This window comes from Sorangium sp. So ce426, from assembly GCF_051475585.1.
Lineage (GTDB): Bacteria > Myxococcota_A > Polyangia > Polyangiales > Polyangiaceae > Sorangium > Sorangium cellulosum_B.
Genome location: NZ_CP150341.1, coordinates 6825736 through 6845278 on the forward strand (window position 1 = coordinate 6825736; position 19543 = coordinate 6845278).

The 19543-nt window shown below is 70.3% G+C and carries 17 protein-coding genes; 9 read left to right on the plus strand and 8 right to left on the minus strand.

What is annotated here, in order from left to right:
- The first annotated feature begins 169 nt into the window (after positions 1 to 169).
- Together WMF44_RS25290 and WMF44_RS25295 are read left to right on the plus strand one after the other, a co-directional pair.
- Positions 170 to 1540: an endo-1,4-beta-xylanase gene (locus WMF44_RS25290; protein WP_437292593.1), complete on the plus strand. Its 1371-nt coding sequence runs from the start codon at positions 170 to 172 to the stop codon at positions 1538 to 1540.
- Between the two features lie 48 nt (positions 1541 to 1588).
- Positions 1589 to 2221 (plus strand): DUF6151 family protein, encoded by a 633-nt coding sequence (locus WMF44_RS25295; protein WP_437292594.1) that lies wholly within the window; start codon positions 1589 to 1591, stop codon positions 2219 to 2221.
- Positions 2222 to 2267: 46 nt separating this feature from the next.
- Here the strand turns inward: WMF44_RS25295 and WMF44_RS25300 are convergent, their stop codons facing one another.
- Together WMF44_RS25300 and WMF44_RS25305 are read right to left on the minus strand one after the other, a co-directional pair.
- Positions 2268 to 3299, minus strand: coding sequence for an endonuclease/exonuclease/phosphatase family protein (locus WMF44_RS25300; RefSeq protein ID WP_437292595.1), 1032 nt, complete (start codon positions 3297 to 3299; stop codon positions 2268 to 2270).
- Between the two features lie 222 nt (positions 3300 to 3521).
- Positions 3522 to 4154 (minus strand): MmcQ/YjbR family DNA-binding protein, encoded by a 633-nt coding sequence (locus WMF44_RS25305; RefSeq protein ID WP_437292596.1) that lies wholly within the window; start codon positions 4152 to 4154, stop codon positions 3522 to 3524.
- A 105-nt stretch (positions 4155 to 4259) separates the two neighbouring features.
- Here WMF44_RS25305 and manA point away from each other — a divergent pair, with 105 nt between their 5' ends.
- Positions 4260 to 5480, plus strand: a complete 1221-nt coding sequence (gene manA, locus WMF44_RS25310; RefSeq protein ID WP_437292597.1) for a mannose-6-phosphate isomerase, class I — start codon at positions 4260 to 4262, stop codon at positions 5478 to 5480.
- 78 nt (positions 5481 to 5558) lie between these two features.
- Here the strand turns inward: manA and WMF44_RS25315 are convergent, their stop codons facing one another.
- The 5 genes from WMF44_RS25315 to WMF44_RS25335 all read right to left on the minus strand — a co-directional run bounded on the left by WMF44_RS25315 (position 5559) and on the right by WMF44_RS25335 (position 11201).
- A complete protein-coding gene (locus WMF44_RS25315; protein WP_437292598.1) occupies positions 5559 to 6824 on the minus strand; it encodes a GNAT family N-acetyltransferase in 1266 nt (421 codons plus the stop codon).
- A gap of 591 nt (positions 6825 to 7415) precedes the next feature.
- Positions 7416 to 7772 carry a hypothetical protein gene (locus WMF44_RS25320; protein ID WP_437292599.1) on the minus strand — a complete coding sequence of 119 codons (357 nt, stop codon included), beginning with the start codon at positions 7770 to 7772 and terminating at the stop codon, positions 7416 to 7418.
- Complete coding sequence (locus WMF44_RS25325) at positions 7769 to 8542, minus strand: nitrate reductase cytochrome c-type subunit (RefSeq protein WP_437292600.1); 774 nt, start codon at positions 8540 to 8542, stop codon at positions 7769 to 7771. Before WMF44_RS25325 ends, WMF44_RS25320 begins: the two co-directional genes overlap by 4 nt.
- Complete coding sequence (locus WMF44_RS25330) at positions 8539 to 10962, minus strand: molybdopterin-dependent oxidoreductase (RefSeq protein ID WP_437292601.1); 2424 nt, start codon at positions 10960 to 10962, stop codon at positions 8539 to 8541. The genes WMF44_RS25325 and WMF44_RS25330 overlap by 4 nt, the downstream gene beginning before the upstream one ends.
- Positions 10959 to 11201 (minus strand): hypothetical protein, encoded by a 243-nt coding sequence (locus WMF44_RS25335; protein WP_437292602.1) that lies wholly within the window; start codon positions 11199 to 11201, stop codon positions 10959 to 10961. The genes WMF44_RS25330 and WMF44_RS25335 overlap by 4 nt, the downstream gene beginning before the upstream one ends.
- Positions 11202 to 11477: 276 nt before the next feature.
- On the opposite strand from WMF44_RS25335, the gene WMF44_RS25340 reads away from it, so the two are divergent.
- From WMF44_RS25340 to WMF44_RS25355, 4 genes are all read left to right on the plus strand, one after another.
- Positions 11478 to 12098, plus strand: coding sequence for a hypothetical protein (locus WMF44_RS25340; RefSeq protein WP_437292603.1), 621 nt, complete (start codon positions 11478 to 11480; stop codon positions 12096 to 12098).
- Positions 12095 to 12997, plus strand: coding sequence for a 4Fe-4S dicluster domain-containing protein (locus WMF44_RS25345; protein ID WP_437292604.1), 903 nt, complete (start codon positions 12095 to 12097; stop codon positions 12995 to 12997). Before WMF44_RS25340 ends, WMF44_RS25345 begins: the two co-directional genes overlap by 4 nt.
- 15 nt (positions 12998 to 13012) lie before the next feature.
- Complete coding sequence (dsrP, locus tag WMF44_RS25350; RefSeq protein ID WP_437292605.1) at positions 13013 to 14287, plus strand: sulfate reduction electron transfer complex DsrMKJOP subunit DsrP; 1275 nt, start codon at positions 13013 to 13015, stop codon at positions 14285 to 14287.
- Positions 14288 to 14574: 287 nt separating this feature from the next.
- Positions 14575 to 16389: a carboxypeptidase-like regulatory domain-containing protein gene (locus WMF44_RS25355; RefSeq protein WP_437292606.1), complete on the plus strand. Its 1815-nt coding sequence runs from the start codon at positions 14575 to 14577 to the stop codon at positions 16387 to 16389.
- Between the two features lie 52 nt (positions 16390 to 16441).
- On the opposite strand, the gene WMF44_RS25360 is transcribed toward WMF44_RS25355, so the two are convergent.
- Positions 16442 to 16693 (minus strand): hypothetical protein, encoded by a 252-nt coding sequence (locus WMF44_RS25360; protein ID WP_437292607.1) that lies wholly within the window; start codon positions 16691 to 16693, stop codon positions 16442 to 16444.
- Between the two features lie 313 nt (positions 16694 to 17006).
- Here WMF44_RS25360 and WMF44_RS25365 point away from each other — a divergent pair, with 313 nt between their 5' ends.
- Together WMF44_RS25365 and WMF44_RS25370 are read left to right on the plus strand one after the other, a co-directional pair.
- A complete protein-coding gene (locus tag WMF44_RS25365) occupies positions 17007 to 18680 on the plus strand; it encodes a carboxylesterase/lipase family protein (RefSeq protein WP_437292608.1) in 1674 nt (557 codons plus the stop codon).
- Between the two features lie 163 nt (positions 18681 to 18843).
- Positions 18844 to 19479 (plus strand): NUDIX hydrolase, encoded by a 636-nt coding sequence (locus WMF44_RS25370; RefSeq protein WP_437292609.1) that lies wholly within the window; start codon positions 18844 to 18846, stop codon positions 19477 to 19479.
- Positions 19480 to 19543: the final 64 nt, after the last annotated feature.

Sequence of the window (19543 nt, forward strand, 5' to 3'; positions counted from 1 at the left end):
GCGGCAGGGCTCGCAGGCGCAACTCTATTTTACTTATTCGCTTTGAGCACAACCCTGCGGCTCGGCCGGCCGGATCATGGAGGACCTTATGCGTATCAATCGCTTACTTGGCCCTGTCTCCTTTTCGTTCGCGTGCTGCCTGGTCGCCTGCGCCATGGAGCCTGCTGACTTGGAGGACAGCGACGCCCTCGAGTCGGGGTTGAGCAGCCCGGACAACACGATGAAGGCCGAGCTCGCGTTCCAGTCGCAATGGACCGGCGGGTACTGCGCGAACGTGACGGTGACGAACACGAGCAACGGCCCGGCCACGTCCTGGGGTCTGGTCGTCGGGCTCAACGGCGCCACGGTGACCAGCCTGTGGAACGCGCGCTACACGACGTCCGGCGGGCAGATGAACGTCACCAACGAGAGCTACAACGGTTCGGTCGCTGCAGGCCGTTCGACGTCATGGGGGTTCTGCGCGAGCGGCACCGGGAGCCCCACGATCGTCTCGGTCAAGGGCAATGGAGGCTCGAGCACCGGCACGAGCGCTTCCTCATCGAGCAGCAGCAGCTCGAGCTCCTCGGCGAGCAGCAGCAGCTCGAGCTCCTCGGCGAGCAGCGGCGGGGGCGGTTCAGGCGGCTCCGGTGGCGGGGGCGGTTCAGGCGGCTCCGGCGGCTCCGGAGGCGGCACCCCGACCGGAGCGAAGTTCGTGGGCAACATCACGACGAATGGCGCCGTGCGCACCGGCTTCGCGAACTACTGGAACCAGATCACGCCCGAGAACGAGGGCAAGTGGGGCTCCGTCGAGAGGACGCGCGGCCAGAAAGACTGGAGGCAGCTCGACGCGATCTACAAGTACGCGAAGGACAACGGCATCCCGTTCAAGCAGCACACCTTCGTGTGGGGCAGCCAGCAGCCGGACTGGCTCGCGGGCCTCTCCGGGTCGGACCAGCAGGCGGCCGTGAGGGACTGGATGCGGTCGTTCTGCACGCGCTACCCCGACACCAAGTACATCGACGTCGTCAACGAGCCGCCGCCCCACACGACGCCCTCTTACAAGAACGGCATCGGCGGCGACGGCGCCAGCGGCTATGACTGGATCGTCAACTCCTTCAAGTGGGCTCGCGAGTTCTGTCCGAACGCGAAGCTGATCCTCAACGACTACAACAACATCGAGTACGAGGGTGATCACCAGAACTTCATGCGGATCGCGAGGGCGGTGATCAACGCGGGCGCCCCCGTCGACGCGCTCGGCGCGCAGGCCCACGACGCATACAAGCTCAACACGAGCACGGTGAAAGGGTACATCGACAAGCTCGCGTCGCTGGGCAAGCCCGTGTACATCACCGAGTACGACATCGGCATCGCGAACGACGAGGAGCAGCGCCGGGTGATGCAGGAACAGTTCACGATGTTCTGGAATCACCCGTCCGTCCCCGGCATCACGCTGTGGGGTTACATCGTAGGCTCCACCTGGAGGGCCAACACGGGCCTCCAGCAGTCGAACGGCACCATGCGGCCGGCCATGACCTGGCTGATGGACTTCCTCGACCGCTGACGATGAGAAGCGCGCGCGGCGCGCGTCGAGCCGTGCTATGCGAGCCGAATGTCCAGAGACGTCGAGCTCCAGTGTCGCTGCGGAAAGGTCCACGGATGGCTGCGCGGTGCATCGCCGGACGCGGTGAACCGCGCCGTCTGCTACTGCGACGACTGTCAGGCGTTCTTGCACCACCTCGGCCGCGCCGACCTGCTCGATGAGCAGGGCGGCACGGACATCGTGCAGGTGGCTCCTTCGGCGGTCTCCTTCGACCGCGGCGACGAGTTCGTCGTCGCCGCGCGGCTGGCGCCCAAGGGCCTCTATCGCTGGTACGCGAGCTGCTGCAAGACGCCGCTCGGCAACACGTTGACGCCGCGACTGCCGTTCATCGGCATCACCACCGAGCTGTTCCAGCAAGCCCCGAGCGCGCGCCCGTGCGACGAGATCTTCGGCGCGCCGCGCGGCGCGATCCTGGGCAAGTTCGCCATCGGCGAGCCGCCGCCCGGGTCGCTGAGGCCGAGCGTGCGCTTCCTCGCGCACGTGGCCCGGAAGCTGCTCGGCTGGAAGCTGCGCGGCAAGGCGTGGCCGCATCCGTTCTTCGATCGCGCGAGCGGCAAGCCGAAGTACCCCATCACGGTGCTGTCCGCGGCCGAGCGCGAGGCGCTGCGCCCGCTGTGCGGCCCGCGCCCCGCGCGCGCATGACGGGCCGGCTCGAACCGCCCCCGCTCGTCCTCGCGGCGACGCCGCGCTAGCGCTCCGCCCGCCCTTCGCGCGGGGTGCCGCTCCAGCGCAGATCGGCGACGATGGGGAGGTGATCCGAGCCGAGATCCGGGCCGATCCACGCGCGCTCGGTCGTCCAGCCAGGCCCGGCGAGCACGTGGTCGATGCGGACGCCGAACCAGCGCGTGCGCTTCGTCGCGCCGAACCCCAGGCCGGCGCGCGAGAACGCGTTCTCGAAGCCTGCCCAGAAGCGCCGGTAGATGGCGCTGTCGACCGGCATGTTGAAGTCGCCGGCGATGACGACCGGATAGGGCGCCTCGTCGACCCACTGCCGTGCGAGCTCGGACTCCCAGACACGCAATGCGATGACGCGGTCGTGCTCCGCTGCCTGCTTCCACAGGCCGTGCATCAGCGCCTCGATCGCCTCGCGGGGCGTCTCCAGGTGCAGGTTGAGCAGGCTGAAGACACGGGTCCCGCGCGGCTGCCCTGAGCTCGGCTGTGGCGCGTCCGGCAGCGCGATGGCGTAGCGGAGGATCGCGCCGTGGCCGCCTTTATCCCAGACGTCGCGACGATCCCTGGACTCGACCTTGAGGAGAGGGTGCCGGCTCACAAGGCACATCCCCTGCTCGACGTGGACGGACCACCCCGGGAACGCTGCGCTCAGCTCCGGCTCCGGCGCCGAGCACTCCTGCAGCGCGAGCACGTCGGGCCGGGTCTCGGCCACGAAGCCCTTGAGTCGATCGATGTTCATGGCGCGGCTCCCCGTGTTGAAGGAGGCGACGCGCAGATCGGCGCCGTCGGCGGCTCCTGAGAGGGCGCGGAGCGAGAGCGTGAAACCGAGGATCGGTCCGGCGACGATCGCCGATGCCAGCGCCGCCGGGAGGAGAGCGCGGCGCTGCACGAGGAGCGCGGCGGGCACGATCACGAGGAGAGGGAGGGCGACGATCTGGCGCGGGCCGAAGAGAAAGAGCGTCCCTGGCCACCACCGGTCGCCCACAATGGGCAGGGCGAGCCAGATCGACGCGACCGCGAGGAGGTAGAGCACGGCGACGGCGAGCACGAAGAACCGCAGCCGGCGCCAGCGCGGTGGGGAAGAAGGAGGCCTTTCGGGTTGCGGTTGTGGCTCGGTCGACGCATCCCTGGATGGCTCGCGGTGGCGCATCGATGTTCCTCCGTCGGCGTGTAGAGTCCGTCTCGACGCGCGGGGGCGGCGGCGAACGCACTCAGCCTCACCGGCCGGGCTCGCGGGCCGCGTCCGCTGGCGCCGCCGCGTTCACAAGCGTTATGGACTTCGCCGGCTCTCCTTCTCCACCGCCTTCTTGGCGGGAGACCCCTTCTTCGCCGCCGCCTCCTTGGCGGGAGACCCCTTCTTCGCCGCCGCCTCCTTGGCGGGAGACCCCTTCTCCGCCGCAGCCTTCTTGGCGGGAGACCCCTTCTTCGCCGCCGCCTTCTTGGCGGGAGACCCCTGCTCCGCCGCCGCCTTCTTGGCGGGAGTCCCCTTCTTCGCCGCAGCCTTCCCCGCGTTCCCCAAGGCCAGCGCCGCCCCATCCAGCAATTGCAACGCCCGCTTCGGCGCCACAGCGCGATAGCTCTCCTCGATCCACTCGAGCAGCATCGCCTCGGGCACGCGATCCTTCGGGCCGAAGCGCGCCGTCACCCAGCCGCTCTTGCCGAGGTTGTACCCCGTGGGCTCCGCGAACGGCAGCATGAGCGCGGCCTCGCCCGACTGCGGGAGCTTGGCCGTGACATGGAGCTTCCCTTCGTGGGTGTTGAGGAAGACGAAGATCTTCCCGCGCACCTTGGCGACACGGTCGCCCCAGGGGAACTCCTCCACCGCCTCGGGATAGGCCAGCGCGGCGTCGCGCAGCCTTCCAAGGATGGGCGTGAACCTCGCGTCGTCCTGGCGCATCGTCATCCGGCGAGCGTAGAGCGCCCGCACGACCTCGTAAAGCCGGAACGGCGCCTCCTCACAGCCCGCTCAAGAGCTGATTTCTCCGGTGCCATGAGGTAGGGTGACGCCTTGCAGGAGCACGCTATCCCCATGTTTTCGCTCGAGAACCGTGTTCAGGAGTACGCCTGGGGCTCCCGGGACGCCATCGCGACGCTGCTCGGACAGCGCCCCTCCGACAAACCGCAAGCCGAGCTCTGGATGGGAGCCCACCCGGCGGCCTCCTCGTGCATCGAGCTCGACGGGGGTCGAGAGCGCCTGATCGACGCCATCTCCAGGCACGCCGACGCCTTCCTCGGCGGACCGACGCGCGAACGCTTCGGCGCTCGGCTCCCCTTTCTGCTCAAGGTGCTCGCGGCCGACCAGCCGCTGTCGCTGCAGGCACACCCGGACGAAGCGCAGGCGCGGCGCGGGTTCGACGCGGAGAACGCCGCCGGCGTCCCGGTCGACGCCCCCGAGCGCACCTACCGCGACCCGCACCACAAACCCGAGCTCATCTGCGCGCTCACCCCGTTCGACGCCCTCTGCGGTTTCCGGCCGGCCACCGCGCTGCCGGAGGTCTTCGGGCTCCTCGCCCGAGGCCCAGGGGACGCGCTCGTCCCGCGCGGCGCCGATGTGATCGACGCGGCCGCGGTCGCGCGGCTCGTCCAGGGCCTGCTCGCGCTCGAACCGGCCGCCCGGCGAGAGCTCGTGTCCTCGGTGGTCGAGGCGTGCCGCGCACGCGCCCAGGCGGGCGGATGGCTCGCGCGGGCCGCTGGCTGGGCGCTCCGCCTGCACGAGCTCTACCCGGGCGACGTCGGCGTCGTGATCGCGCTCCTGCTCAACGACGTGCACCTCGAGCCGGGCGAGGCCCTGTACCTGCCGCCGCGCCGTCTGCACGCCTATGTGCAAGGGGTCGGGATCGAGATCATGGCGAGCTCCGACAACGTGCTGCGCGGCGGGCTCACGCCGAAGCGCGTCAACGTCGACGAGCTCGTTCGCGTCCTCGATTTCGCGCCGTGGCGTGTCGAGCCCGTCGTGCCGCGCCAGGTGGGCGTGGAGTCCTTTTATGACACCCCAGCGCCGGAGTTCCGGCTCTCCCGCATCGACCTCGACGCCGCGGTCCCCTGGAGGACCGATGACCGCCGAGGCCCCGAGATCGTCCTCTGCACCCGGGGACAGGCCTCGCTGGTCGACGCGCGCGGCGCTGCCCGCGAGCTCCGCCAGGGGGGCTCGATCTTCGTCCCGTTCTCGTCGGGGAGCTACGCCATCGAGGGACACGGCCAGCTCTTCCGGGCCACCGTCGGCCTCTGAGGCCACCTCGAGAGACGCGCCGCGACGCCGGGCAGCGGTCGCATTTCCCCGGCGAGAGCTTCCATGAAGGTGGGGAGATCATTGAGCTGTTCTTCCCATGTTCCCGATGGCGGGATCTCCCTGGGCGACTGCGGGCTCGCCGCGCGGGGTCTCCTGCCCATCCGCGGGCCCGCGCGCGAGCGACCCGGCTGCGGCGCGCCACGTCGCGAGGACGCGCCGCTTCAGCGCGCGGAGCTCGTGCGCGGCGAGCTCGGCGGCGCGGCGGGCGCTGTCGTTCACCGAGGGGCGCGCGGCCCGGAGCTCGATGAGCGGCCGCGCCGATAGCGAGAGGGCCAGCTTGTACTGGCAAGGGCTGTCCAGAAAATCGTACTCGCGCCGCCCCTCCGCGATCGCAGCGCGGATGGCAAAGGCGTGGATCACGGTCCCCGGCCGGAGCCCCTTCGGCAGGTCGACCCTGCGCCCGCACTGGTAGAAATAGATCTTGTTGTTCCAGACAAGGTTATAGAGCGCCGCGATGGGCTCGCCGCGCGCCGAGAGCCACGCGAGATCGAGGGCGCCGCGCTCGAACATCGCAGGCATCACCTCGTCGTGGAACTCGCGGAAGCGCTGCGAGGCGAACACGCCGGCGCGCCCATCGGCCGACCAGCGCTCGGCGTGCAGGCGGAGCAGGATCTCGCGCGCGCGCTCGAGCTCCGCGCGCGTCCTCGCCCGATCGAACGTCAGCGTGCCGCCCGCCCACGCCTCGAGATCGCGCGTCGAGCGGCGCACGAGGTAGCGGCGCGACGCGGAGAGCGCGCTCAGGTACTTCTCCCAGCTGGACGGCAGCGGGATGTAGGGCGAGGCGTCCGTGACCTCGATCCGCGCGTCGATGCCGTGCCGCCGGAGCTCGCGCGAGAGGATCACGGCGAGCGCGCCGTCGGGGCGCATGGCCGGCATCACGAGCTCGTCCCAGGCCCCGAGCGCCGCGCCCGTAAGCGCGCGGGCGAGCGCGTGCGTGACGTCGGCCTCGGCGCCCCGCTCGGCGATGACACCGAGGTTGCAAGAGCAGACCTCGTCGGCCTGATCCTCCCCCGAGGCGATGAGCTCCAGCCGGCGGAACACGATGCCGCTGCGGTGCCGGCAGCGGCGCTCCAGCAGCGGCGCGAAGCCGACCAGGCGAGACCCATCGAAGAAGAGCGCGGCGCGCAGCGAGCGGCCCTGCGCCCCGAACACGCGCCACCAGGCGAGCATCCAGTCCGGCGTGAGCATCGGCTCGTTCATGCCGCTCCGCCCCATCAGCTCTTCCCACGCCCCACGCATCGCGACGAGCTCGGCGACATCGGTCACCAGGTGAAACCGCAGCATCTCCCCCTCCCTTCCACACAACCCCGCGCGCCGTCCGCCGCCGCTCCGCCGGGCCTCGCAGCAGAGCGACGGCAGCGGCGCTCCCCCTCAGCGCCATGTCCGCTCAGCTCGCAAGCACCAGCGGCGAGCGCGCCGTCCAGGGCATCGCAAGAACTGACATGGAATGGTCGGAGCCTTATCCGGCGAATCGACACGAGCGCTGCGACACGCCTCAGGACGACATGGCGGACGGCAGGAGCGCGACTCACAATCAGTATACGGTGGATTTGCTGGCTGACAAGAGAATCACCCAACGAATGGAAAGCCAAGGCACAGGGCTGTCCAACCAGGACAAGGACATGGGCAGCCGCGCCGAACCGAGGTGTTCTACCCCGTGTCCGGGCGGCTGCGCGCCTCGCGAGCGGCGCTCGCCGCGCGCGGATTGGCCGAGGGCGCCTGCTCGGTCGGCATGTTCATTCGTCCACGACGTGGATCGGCTTCAGCCAGTTACGAAAGGTGAGCCGCCGGCAGATCGCGCGGGCACTGTAGAGGGCATGCGGTCGCCCCGGTGACTCTGCTCATCGGGAGATGGCGCCACGCGTGCGCGGCGCGCTATCCGAGCGCGTCCTCGAGCCGGACGCGCACGAGGCGCACGCCGGAGGGCACCCGGAGCAGCGTGTCCCACCACTCCGAGCCCGCGAAGCGATAACGGATCTGCACCCCGAGCGCGGTCCCGTCGCCGAGCGCGCGGCGGGCGAGGGCGAGCTCGCCGCCCGCGCTGCCGGCCCGCTGGAGATCCCCCGCGCGGGAGGTCGCACCGGCCTTGAGCGACACCGAGACGAGCTCCGCGGCCTCGGCGAGGTCGAAGAAGAGCTGATCGAGGGTCGCCTCGTCGAGCACCGCCTCCTGCAAGGGAGGCAGCGGGATCTCGGGAGCGACATCCGTCTCATGCCTGGAGGGGAGCTTCATGGCCTGTCCGCTCCCACGCTCGGCGGCGGCCACGCCGAGAGGGGCCTCGGTGCGCGCTGATCCAGCTCGGCCGAAGGCGCGTGGCACTGGGTGCAGCTCTGCCGGTAAGGGTGGGTCGAGCGAATGCCCAGGGCGCCATGGACGCCATGGCAGCTCGCGCACTCCGAGCGCATCAGCGTCGGGTGCGGGATCGTGGGCGGCGCGCCCTCGTAGGCGCGGGCGCCTCGCCGCGGCGACGGCATGCCAGCAAAGGTGTTGTCGGGCGGAGGCGGCGTCTCCGCGAGCGGCCTCGGGTCGGCGCCGACGACATGGCACTGCGTGCAGCTCTCGTAGCGACGGTGGCTCATCCTGGGCGCGGTGAGGTTCGCGACGCGCAGCCCGCGCTCGTGGCACGAGAGGCAATCCGGGGCGCCGAGCTGCTCGATGCGATGCGGGATCGTTGGCGGCGCGCCGTCGTAGGCGCGGCGGGAAGCGCGCCGCTCGAGCGCCGCCTCTCTATCGGCCTCCGACGGCTCGACAGGCGCGTAGAGATCGGCGTCCGCCGCCTCGAGCCGTGCGAATGCGCCCTCGTACATGCCGGCGTTCGGGCCGTGCGCGCGCTCGCGCATGTCGGCGTAGCTGCGCGCCTCGACGCTCGCCGAGGGCGGAGCGGGATCGCCGCGCAGCTCGGCGACCCCCTGCTCCGTGCCGCGGACCCCCGAGAAGTAGCCCGCCGCCGCGACGGCGACGATCGCGGCGAGGCCGACGTGCAGGCCGCGGGCGTCCTTCATCGCGCCTCTCCCCGCTTGCCCTGCTGCTTGCGACGGATCCTGACCGCGCATTTCTTGTAGTCCGGCTGCTTCGAGAGCGGATCGTGCGCCTCGAGCGTCGCGCGGTTCACCATCACGGTCTCATCGAAGAACGGCACGAACACCGTGCCAGGCGGCGGCGCGCCCCTGCCCTCGATCCAGACAGGCAGCTCGAGCGCGCCGCGCCGGCTCTCCAGGATCACGACCTCGCCGTCGCCGACACCGAGCCTCCGCGCGTCCTCGCGGCTCATCTCCAGGTACGACTGCGGCATCGCCCGCTGCAGCTGGGGTATCCTCATGGTGAGCGACCCCGTGTGCCAGTGCTCGAGGACGCGGCCCGTGCACAGCCAGAAGGGATACTCCGCGTCGGGCGACTCGGGCGGCGGCTCGTAGGGGTGAAACCAGATGAGCGCCCGGTCGTCCTTGGTCACCGAGTGGTAAAACTGGATCTCCGCCTTCGTGGCATAAGGGTCGTCGAACCTCGCGAAGCGGAACCGCGTCTCCCGCCACGAGCCGTCGGGCTGCTCGACGACGGGCCAGCGCAGGCCTCGCGCCTTGACGTACTCGCGGTACGGCGCCAGGTCCTTGTGCTTGAACCGGCTGAACTCGCGGTACTCCTCGAAGAGCTGCTCGTCGACGTTGACGTCGTGGTAATGCTTGGAGTCCCAGACCGGCACCTCCTTGCCGCCCTTCCGGATGTCGAACAGGAAACGGCCGTCCTTGTCCTTCATCCCGGCGAAGCCCATGTCGTGGAGCTTGCGCGCCACGGCGATGATCTGCCATGCATCGTCCCGCGCCTCGCCGGGCGGCTCGACCATCTTGAACCACTGCTGCGTGCGGCGCTCGGAGTTGCCGAACATCCCGTTCTTCTCGACCCACATGGCCGAGGGCAACACGAGATCCGCGGCGCGCACCGTGGCCGTCGGGTAGACGTCGGACACGATCAGGAACTTGCCCGGGATCTTGCGGCTCGCGTCGAAGAGCTCGTTCGTGTTCGGCAACGACTGGCCTGGATTGGTCACCATCACCCAGATCGTGTCGATGTCGCCCCCCTGCTCCTTCGGGGTCGAGAAGCGCTTCCAGAGGTCGACCGTGTGGTAGCCGGGCTTCGGGTTGATCCGCCCCTCGGGCAGGTTCCAGAGGTGCTCGGCCTCTTTCCGGTGCTCTGCGTTCGTGACGACGAGGCCGCCGGGGAGCCCGTGGGCCAGCGTGCCGACCTCGCGCACCGTGCCGCAGGCCGACGGCTGGCCCGTCAGGCTGGTCGGGGCGTCGCCGGGCTTGCCGAAATGGCCGCTGAGCAGGTGCACGCCGTGCACCAGATCGTTGATCGCGGTGCCGCGGGTGTGCTGGTTCATCCCCATGCACCAGAGGCTCGTGATCCTCAGATCGCGGCGCCCGAAGAGATCCGCCAGCATCCGGATGTCCTTCGCGGCGACGCCCGAGATCGCCTCCACCCGCTCCGGCGTGTACTCGGCGAGCGCCGTCCTGTACTCCTCGAAGCTCATCGGCTGCCCGTCGAGGGTCGGGGGCTCGGTCCGCTTGCGGAAGTTGCAGAACCTGTCGACGAACGCCCGGTCGAACGTCCCGCGCTCGACGAGCAGGTGCGCGATGCCGTTCGCGATCGCGAGATCGGTGTTCGGCTTGAAAACCAGCGTGTGCTGGCAGAAGGCCGAGGTGCGGGTGCGCCGCGTCGTGAGATCGATGAGGAGCACCTGCTCGCCCCTCGACCGCCGGTCGACGACGCGCGAGAAGAGCACGGGGTGCATCTCGGCCGGGTTGTTCCCCCACATGAGGAGGACATCGCACCTGTCGAGATCCTCGTAGCAGCCGGCCGGCTCGTCCACGCCGTAGGTGGAGAGGAAGCCTGTCACCGCGGACGACATGCAGAGGCGCGCGTTCGGGTCGATCTGGTTGTTCCCGAGCCCCGCCTTCACGAGCTTGTTCGCCGCGTACCCCTCGGGGATCGTCCACTGGCCGCTGCCGTAGAGCGCGAACCCCGCCGGGTTCTGCATCGCGCGCCGCGCGACGATCGCGATGGCCTCATCCCAGCCGATGGGCTCGAGCTTGCCGTTCTTGCGGAGCAGCGGCTTCGTGAGCCGATCTCTGCCGTAGAGGGCGAGGCCGACGTGATACCCCTTCACGCAGAGCAGGCCCTTGTTGACGTCCGCGCTCTGGTCGCCCGCGACCGCGACAACGCGGCCCCCTCGCACGCCCACCTGAACGTGGCAGCCGGTGCCGCAGAACCTGCACGGCGCCTTGTTCCAGACCACATCGGAGGCGGTGCCCGCCCCGGGCGCCGCCTGGGCGGCGGCGACGCCGTCCTTGCCCAGCGCGAGCCGACTGGCGGCCACGGTCGCCGCGCCCATCGCGGAGCACCTCAGAAACTCGCGGCGATCCATCATGGCTCCAGATCCGAGAAGTCGACCGAGACCACATCGACGAAGTCCACCCCGTCGGTGCGGAACACCCGCTCCACGAGCTCTTCCCCCGCGAGCAGGGTCGCTGTCTCGGCGATCGCGGGCAGCCTCGAACCACACGGCGGGCCGAGCGAGAGCGCCGCCTCCGCGGCGAGCGAGCGACACGCCCGCGCTCGCGCGCTGGGCTCATCGGAGAGCGTGATAACAAGAGCACTGAGGGGCATCGGAACGCCTGTCTGGGGTTGATCGGGTGGATGTGATCGAGCGGGTCGAGCGTCGGATCACGACATCGCAAGGTCCACGCCACGCGAGATCGTCGCCGGGACGCCCGTCCATCGCGGCCTGCGCCCAGCGCCTCACCGGAGATCCCTGGCGCGCGCGGACCGCGGGGCAGCGCAAACGGTGCGTCCGGACGCGCTCCCTGCACCGCGCCCAGCCGCGGGCCGCGGCGCCGCCCCGGACGCGCGCGATGGCACGTGGCGTGCGATGTGAATCGACCCGTGCACTCCTCTCTTCATCTTCCCGGGGCCGCCGCGTTCCTGGGGCTCCTGTGCGTGGCGCACGCTGCAGGCTGCCAGGATCGCGACCAGCCGCTCGGGCTGCGCCCCGCGCTCGACGCGACGCCGATCGCCTCCGCGAGCATCCACCGCCCTGACAAGCTCTCCGGTGTCGCCACGGACAAGCGGGACTCGCTGGGCCGGCCGATCCGCGCGGCGTGCGTGACGTGCCACTCGCTCCGCAGGCCCGACGCGCTGCCGACCTCGACGGCGGAGCTCGACGAGTTCCACGTCGGGCTGAGGTTCGAGCACGGCGGGCTGAGCTGCGCCTCGTGCCACGTGATCGGCGAGCAGGACACGCTGCGCAAGGCCGATGGCGCGCTCCTCCCGATGCGCGACGCCATGCAGCTCTGCGCCCAGTGCCACGGCCCCCAGCTCCGCGACTACGCGAACGGGGCTCATGGCGGGATGAACGGCAGTTACGCGGGCGGCGCGCGGGTGCGCAACCACTGCGTCGACTGCCACGATCCGCACGTGCCGGCGTTCCAGCCGTCGATGCCCGTCCTGCCCCCGCGCGACCGCTTCGTGGAGGCGCGCGGCGCAGGAGAAGGAGCCCACCGATGACCCAGACATCCAGGCGCGTCGCGCTCAAGGTGCTCGGAGCCACCCTCGGCGCCTCCGCGTTCGCCCACGCGATGGAGCCGCTCCGCGCGTGGAGCAAGGACCTCTCGCTCGATCAGTTCCTGCAGCGCCATTACAAGGAGCTCACGAGGGAAGAGCTCGCCGAGGTCATCGACCGCCTCGAGCGGGAGACGCGCGAGGAGTACGGCCGCGAGGTCACGATCCGCGATATCCGCCCGCAGGAAGGGGTGCAGTTCGGCTACGCGCTCAGCCTGAGCGTGTGCATCGGCTGCCGCAAGTGCGTGGAGGCGTGCCACGTGGAGAACAACCACGATCGGCGCACGAACAACTCCTACATTCGCGTGCTCGAGATGGACCAGGGCAGCTTCGACATGGAGAAGGGCGACGCGACGTACGAGCACGCCGTGCCCGCGAAGGGCAAGTACTACCTGCCGGTGCAGTGCCAGCAGTGCGACAACGCGCCTTGCGTGAAGGTCTGCCCCGTCCAGGCGACCTGGAAGGAGCCCGACGGCATCGTCGCCGTCGATTACACCTGGTGCATCGGCTGCCGCTACTGCGAGGCCGCCTGCCCCTACCACGCGCGGCGCTTCAACTGGACGAAGCCCGAGGTGCCCGCGGACGAGATCAACCCGGACCAGGGCTACCTGTCGAACCGCATCCGGCCCCAGGGCGTCGTGGAGAAATGCACCTTTTGCCTGCATCGGACGCGCGAGGGCCGGATGCCGGCCTGCCTCGAGGCCTGCCCCACGGGCGCGCGCGTCTTCGGCAACCTCCTGGATCCGAAGAGCGAGATCCGCTGGGTGCTCGAGAACAAGCGGATCTTCATCCTCAAGGAGGAGCTCGGCACGCGGCCGCGCTTCTTCTACTTCTTCGACGTCTGAGCGAGCGGAGCCACGATGGGCAAGGACACACACGCCATCACCTACCCGCGCTTCCTGCTCCGGGTCATCGGCCAGAGCTTCGAGGGCTCGTGGCGCTTCTATCTCTGGATGACCGTGCTCACGGCGATCGCCCTCGTCGGCGCGAACGCCTGGGCCCACCAGCTCGCCGAGGGCATGCGGGTCACCGGCATGAGCGACCACGTCTCGTGGGGCCTTTACATCGCGAACTTCACCTTCGGCGTGGGGCTCGCGGCGGGCGCCGTGATGATGGTGATCCCGGCGTACCTCTACGACGACCACGAGATGCACGACGTCGTGATCCTCGGCGAGCTGCTCGCGATCGCCGCCATCGTCGTGTGCCTCATGTTCATCGTGGCCGACATGGGGCGCCCGGACAGGTTCTGGCACATCTTGCCCGGACTCGGGCGGTTCAACTGGCCGATCTCGATGCTGACCTGGGACGTCATCGTCCTGAACGGCTACCTGTTCATCAACCTGCACATCTCGGGTTACCTCATCTACACGAGGTACCTGGGCAGGAAGCCGGACAGGAAGTGGTATCTGCCGTTCGTGTTCCTGTCGATCGGCTGGGCGGTGTCGATCCACACGGTGACGGCGTTCCTCTACTCGGGCCTCGGCGGCCGCCCCTTCTGGAACTCGGCGCTGCTCGCCCCCCGCTTCATCGCCTCCGCCTTCATCACGGGCCCGGCCTTCGTGATCCTGCTGCTCCAGCTCGTCGCCCGGCTGACCCGGTTTCGCGTGGGCGACGGGCCGATCCGCACGCTCACCTCCGTGCTCCGCGTGACCGTCCTGCTCAACCTGTTCATGCTGGGCTCGGAGCTCTTCACGTCGCTCTACACCGGCGGCACGCACGGCGCCGCGGTGACCTACCTGTTCTTCGGCCTGCACGGCAAGAGCGCGCTCGTGCCGTGGATCTGGTCGGCGGTCGCGCTGAACGTGGCCTCCGCGGCGCTCCTGCACCTGCCGGCGAGCCGCGGGAGCCGCGCCTACCTCAACGCGGCCTGCGTCGCCGCCTTCGCCGGCGTCTGGATCGAGAAGGGCATGGGCCTCATCATCCCGGGCTTCGTGCCGAGCACCCTGCACGAGCTCGTCGAGTACGTGCCCTCGATGGCCGAGTGGAAGATCACGGCGGGCATCTGGGCCGTCGGGTTCATGGTGCTCACGATCGCCATCAAGGTCGCGCTGACGGTGCTCACCGGCGAGATGTCGGTCGAGCCGCGCTCCGGCGCCCCCCGCACGGACGAGCACGCGCCGCCGCTCGCGCAATAGCGCTGCTGTGTGCCTCAGCGCGCCGCCGGACACACCTCTGGCGTCGCGCGAGCGCGCGTGTCGGCCTGCGTGGTCGTTGGCCCGGAAAGTGGCACTTCCTCGGACAATATAAAAGCTGAGCCGTCCACGGATCGCCCGGGCACTGCAGGGGGCATGTGCTGGCCAGCTCGTTCACCCAGGGCGAGAGAGGCAATCTCCTCATGTCATCCAGATTGCCCGGGCGAGTGAGCGCTGAGCCTCGCTGGCGACCGCGTCGCATTTCAACTTACAAGAGGGAGGACACTTCAATGAAAGTTGCCGAGTACGCTCGTCTGGCCGCGCAGGCCGCCGCAATCGCTCTCCCGCTCGTCGCGCTGGGCTGCGGGCCTGACCCGGAGAAGGCCGGCGATGAATGTGCTCCGGATGACGGCTGCCCGAACGGCCTCGTGTGCGCCGACGGCGGCGAGGATCACATCTGTTATGCGCCGCCGGGCGCCGGCTGCGATGCGGGCGGCACCGACTATTGCCTGGGCGATGCCGTCTGCGGCGACGACGGCACATGCCGAGTTCCGCTCGGAGGCCCCTGCGCCGGGGACGCGAAGGACTTCTGCGCAGAAGGCACGACGTGCGGCGCTGACGGAACCTGCCAGACCCCGCCTGGCGGCGCGTGCGATCCAGCGGGCCCCGATCTCTGCCTCGACGACGCGGTCTGCGGCAAGACGCGAGACGGCGGGGGAATCTGCGGCATCGCCGAAGGCGGCGCGTGCGATCCGGAGGCCCCGCTGTGCGCGGGCGGGCTCACCTGCGCCGAGCTCGTCGCAGGCGGCCATGCGTGTTATCCGCCCGTGCTGGCGAGAGGGAGCGTCTTCGACTCCGAGAGCACCGCGGGCATCGAGGGCGCGCTCGTTCTCGCGCTCGACGATCAGGCGACCGCGATCACGGACGTGACGACCACCGACGCCGCAGGGAATTACGTGCTCGAGGTGCCGGTGCCTCGCACGGAGGACGGCGCGCCGATCGGGGACGTGATCTTCACGCTGCGGGCGAGCGCGCAGGACCACCAGCCCTTCCCGGGCGGGCTCCGCACCGCCCTGCCGATCGCCTCGAGCGAGGCGACGTCGGGCGACGACGGGTGGAGCATCGAGACCGCGCTCACGGATATCGCGCTGATCCCGCTGCCCGAGGACGAGCGGGGGCTGCCGAGCATCTCGGGCGCGGTGCTCGCGGACGAGCAGTCCGGCGGCGTGCTCGTCGTGGCCGAGGACGAGGGCGGCAAGGGGTTCAGCGCGGTGACCGATCGCGGCGGCGCCTACACGATCTTCAACGTGCCGGCCGGCGGCTACTCGGTGAGCGGCTACGCGGCGGGGCTCGCGCTCGATCCGAAGGCCGCGGAGGTCGGTGACGCGGCGGTGACGGGCGTGGATCTGGCGCGCTCGGACGCCGCCCTCGGCACCCTGACTGGCACGCTCAACATCGTCGACGCTCCTGGCGGTTCGACCACCAGCGTCGTGGTCGTCGTCGCGTCCACGTTCAACGACGCCTTCGTCCGCGGGGAGGTGCCGCGCGGGCTGCGCACGCCGCTCAGCGGGCCGCCCGACGTGAGCGGCGAGTTCAGCATCTCCGGCGTGCCCGCGGGCAAATACGTGGTGCTGGCCGCGTTCGAGAACGACAGCCTCGTCCGCGATCCCGATCCGAACATCGCCGGCACGCAGCTCGTCACCGTGGAGATGCCGAGCCCCGGCGAGGACGTCTCGCTGCCGACCTCGTTCAAGATCACCGAGTCGCTGCCGTTGATCGGCCCGGGCGCGACGGATCCCGAGCCGGTGACGGCCGCGCCCACGCTCCGGTGGGGAGACGACGCCAGCGAGGACTTCTATACCGTGGTCGTCTACAACGCCTATGGCGACCTCGTGTGGTGCCTCGGGGACGACCCGACGTGCGCTGGGCCGAGCATCCCGGGATCGAGCGGCGTGGACGAGGTCTCGGTCGAGTACGGCGGTCCCCTCGATCCGGGCATGTACTATCAGTTCCGCGTGACCTCCTGGCGCTCCCCGGGCGGCGAGCCGGGCGCCATCTCCGCGACAGAGGATCTGCGCGGCGTCTTCTACGTCACAGGCCAGTAACGACCCCCCAGGCGTCCCGGCATGGACAGCGGAGCCCGCGGCGCCGCCCCGCTCACTCGGCGACGATCGCGATGGAAGCCGGCAGCGCCCCGATCGCCGCCGTGACCACGCCATCCTCGTACGAGAAGGGCACCACGCGATCTTCCTCGAAGTCGATCGACGCGACAGTGACCTGCGTCGGGCTCGCGTCCACGGGGAAGCTCGCCGTCACCCCTACCTGCTCCACCACACCTGCGCTGTACTCGTGGTTGATCACGTGGAGCACCGTGCGGCCGTCCGCGAGGCGCACGAGGTTGTGGCTCATCGCCGAAGCCCCTGGACGCCCAGCGCCGCCCGCGATCCCGTCTTTCCCATGAGTTGCCATGGGCACAGAAGGAGTTCGTGCCCTTCGCCATGTCAAGGTGGCCCTGTCCCACGGCACGAAGCTGTCACCGTGAGAGCTTCTCAGACATCGACGTCAAATTCCAGCACCACCGCTCGCCCTTCATGGTTGAATTCCGCGTGCACAGAACGTCGCTCCGCCGACTGGCGGCCTTCATCGCCCCCTACGTCCTCGGCGCCGCGCTCTCCTTTTCCCACGATCCTGCATTCACGATTTGCTCTTGATGGAGACGATCATGCCCATTCGACCTTCATTGTCGCACACCATTCTTCTTGGCCTGCTCGCTGCCGCCTGCGGCTCGAGCGAGCCGGCTCTGGAGGGCGCCGGTGGCGCGGGCGGCGCCGGTGGCTCGGGCGGCGCCGGTGGCTCGGGCGGCGCCGGTGGCTCGGGCGGCGAGGCGGCGGCGCCGCTCGTCGAGACGGAGGCGGGTCCGGTGGAGGGCGCGCTCGTGGGCGCGACGCGCGCCTTCCTGGGCATCCCGTATGCCGCGCCGCCGGTCGGGGAGCTGCGCTGGAGATCGCCCGCGCCGCACGCGCCGTGGACCGAGCCGCGGGCTGCCGTCGAGGTGGGCATCCCCTGCTCGCAGCTGAACCTGCTCACCCCGGGCTTCAATGAGAGCTCGGGAGAGGACTGCCTCACCCTGAACGTCTGGGCGCCCGAGCGCCCGGCGTCCTCGTCCCTACCCGTCCTCGTCTGGATCCATGGCGGCGGCTTCGAGCTCGGCAGCGGCGGGGAGGCCGATTACGACGGCCGGGCGCTCTCCGAGGCGACCGGATCGGTGGTTGTCACCTTCAACTACCGCCTTGGCCCGCTCGGGTTCCTCGCCCTCCCGGAGCTCAAGTCGGAGGATCCCGATCACCCCTCGACGGGCGCGTACGGCCTGGAGGACCAGCGCGCCGCGCTCGAATGGGTCAAGGCCAACATCGCCGCGTTCGGCGGGGATCCTGGAAGGGTCACCCTGTTCGGCGAGTCCGCGGGCGGCATCAGCGTCTGCATGCACCTTGTGTCGCCCAGGAGCAAAGGCCTGTTCCAGACCGCCATCATCGAGAGCGGACCGTGCGACTCCGCGGCAGACGAGGCGACGGCCAGCGCGCAGGGGAAAGAGCTCGTCGAGGCGCTGGGCTGCGCCGACGCGCCTTCCGTCCTCGAGTGCCTTCGCGGCAAGTCGGACGAGGAGATCATGAGCGCGCTGCCGCGGGGCGCGGCCTTCCTCCAGGGCGCCGGCCCGACGTGGTTCCCTGTCGTCGACGGGTGGAACCTCCCCGACACGCCGGGCAAGCTCCTCGAGGCCGGGAGCTTCGAGAAGGTGCCGACGATCCTCGGCAGCAACGCGGACGAGGGCACGCTCTTCGTCGCGCTCTGGGGCGAGTCCGCGACGATCGCCGACGACGCCGCGTTCGAGGCGTTCGCCGAGACGCTCGCCCCGGGACACGGCGAGGAGGTGGTGGCGCTCTACCCGAGCGAGACCTACGGCTCGGCGCAGGCGGCGGCGATCGCGGCGCTGGGCGACTCGATGTTCGTGTGCCCGACGCGGCGGGCGGCGCGCGCGATCGCGGGCGGCGGAGCGGCGACGTATCTCTATCATTTCACCTATGCGCCCGAGAGCTCGCTGCTCGGCGATCTCGGCGCCTTCCATTCTGCCGAGATCAAGTTCGTGTTCGGCAACCCGACGCTGGTGTTGCCGGAGCCGCTGACCGACGGTGAGCTCGAGATGTCGCAGCAGATCATGGGGTACTGGTCGCGCCACGCGGCGAGCGGGGACCCCAACGGCGAGGGCGCCGTCGCGTGGCCGAGGTATGAAGCGGAGGGGGACGAGAGCCTCACCCTCGGTCTCGACATCGCGCCGCAGGCCGGCCTGAAGGGAGAGCTCTGCGACGCGTGGGACACCTTCGCCACGGCGGCGCCCTGACGGTGCTCGCGCGGAGGGCCGCGGCGCGTCACGCCATGGCCGAGGCCCGGCGAGCGGCCTGCGCGGCTTGAGTCTTGAGTCCGGGCCCGCCGCGAGCGCGATCCCCGAGCGCCGCCGCCGCCGCGCGCTAAATAGCGATAGATATTATGCTATCCTGACCACGGTGCTCTCCTCCTACGACCTCGCCGCCATCATGGCCCGCCTCGACGGGCGCGAGGCCGCGCTCGACCTGCTCACGCAGGAGCGCCAGGCCGCGGTCGCCGCTATCTTGCGGGCGCCGGCGGGGCCTCTGGGCGCGGCGTTCGATCCTCTTGCGGGGGGCCGGGAGCCCGGGGAGGCCGAGCTCCTCCTGATCCGCCGGGCCGAGCACCCGGCCGATCCCTGGTCGGGGCACATGGCGCTCCCGGGCGGGCGGCGCGAGCCGGCGGACGAGAGCCTGCTCGCCACCGCGATCCGCGAGACGCGGGAGGAGGTGGGGATCGATCTCGCGGCGCACGGGACCCTGCTCGCGCGCCTGCCCGAGGTCCCCGCGGTCGCGCGCGGGCGGCGCGCCGGGATGATCGTCGCCCCGTTCGTCTTCGCGCTGCGCTCCACGCCGGAGCTCACCCTGAGCGGCGAGGTGGCCGAGGCGCTCTGGACGCCGCTCGGGCCGCTCGCGCGCGGCGAGCGCACCTCGCGTTATGCGTACACGCACGAGGGAAACGTCCTCCAGCTCCCGTGCCTGCTCGTGGACGAGCGGGTCGTCTGGGGGCTGACGTACCTCATGCTGAAGCAGCTCTTCGAGGTGCTCCACCGGTAGCTCCCGCGGCCGCCGGATCAGCCGGTCTACCGCGGCGTCGCCGGCCGCGTTCCCCGTTCCCCTC

Bases quoted from the DNA above. Each gene is read 5' to 3' on its own strand.
- WMF44_RS25330 (WP_437292601.1), bottom strand. From the start codon at position 10,962: ATGATGGATCGCCGCGAGTTTCTGAGGTGCTCCGCGATGGGCGCGGCG.
- WMF44_RS25335 (WP_437292602.1), bottom strand. From the start codon at position 11,201: ATGCCCCTCAGTGCTCTTGTTATCACGCTCTCCGATGAGCCCAGCGCG.
- WMF44_RS25355 (WP_437292606.1), top strand. From the start codon at position 14,575: ATGAAAGTTGCCGAGTACGCTCGTCTGGCCGCGCAGGCCGCCGCAATC.
- WMF44_RS25360 (WP_437292607.1), bottom strand. From the start codon at position 16,693: ATGAGCCACAACCTCGTGCGCCTCGCGGACGGCCGCACGGTGCTCCAC.
- WMF44_RS25325 (WP_437292600.1), bottom strand. From the start codon at position 8,542: ATGAAGGACGCCCGCGGCCTGCACGTCGGCCTCGCCGCGATCGTCGCC.
- WMF44_RS25295 (WP_437292594.1), top strand. From the start codon at position 1,589: ATGTCCAGAGACGTCGAGCTCCAGTGTCGCTGCGGAAAGGTCCACGGA.
- WMF44_RS25305 (WP_437292596.1), bottom strand. From the start codon at position 4,154: ATGACGATGCGCCAGGACGACGCGAGGTTCACGCCCATCCTTGGAAGG.
- WMF44_RS25365 (WP_437292608.1), top strand. From the start codon at position 17,007: ATGCCCATTCGACCTTCATTGTCGCACACCATTCTTCTTGGCCTGCTC.
- WMF44_RS25320 (WP_437292599.1), bottom strand. From the start codon at position 7,772: ATGAAGCTCCCCTCCAGGCATGAGACGGATGTCGCTCCCGAGATCCCG.
- WMF44_RS25315 (WP_437292598.1), bottom strand. From the start codon at position 6,824: ATGCTGCGGTTTCACCTGGTGACCGATGTCGCCGAGCTCGTCGCGATG.
- dsrP (WP_437292605.1), top strand. From the start codon at position 13,013: ATGGGCAAGGACACACACGCCATCACCTACCCGCGCTTCCTGCTCCGG.
- WMF44_RS25345 (WP_437292604.1), top strand. From the start codon at position 12,095: ATGACCCAGACATCCAGGCGCGTCGCGCTCAAGGTGCTCGGAGCCACC.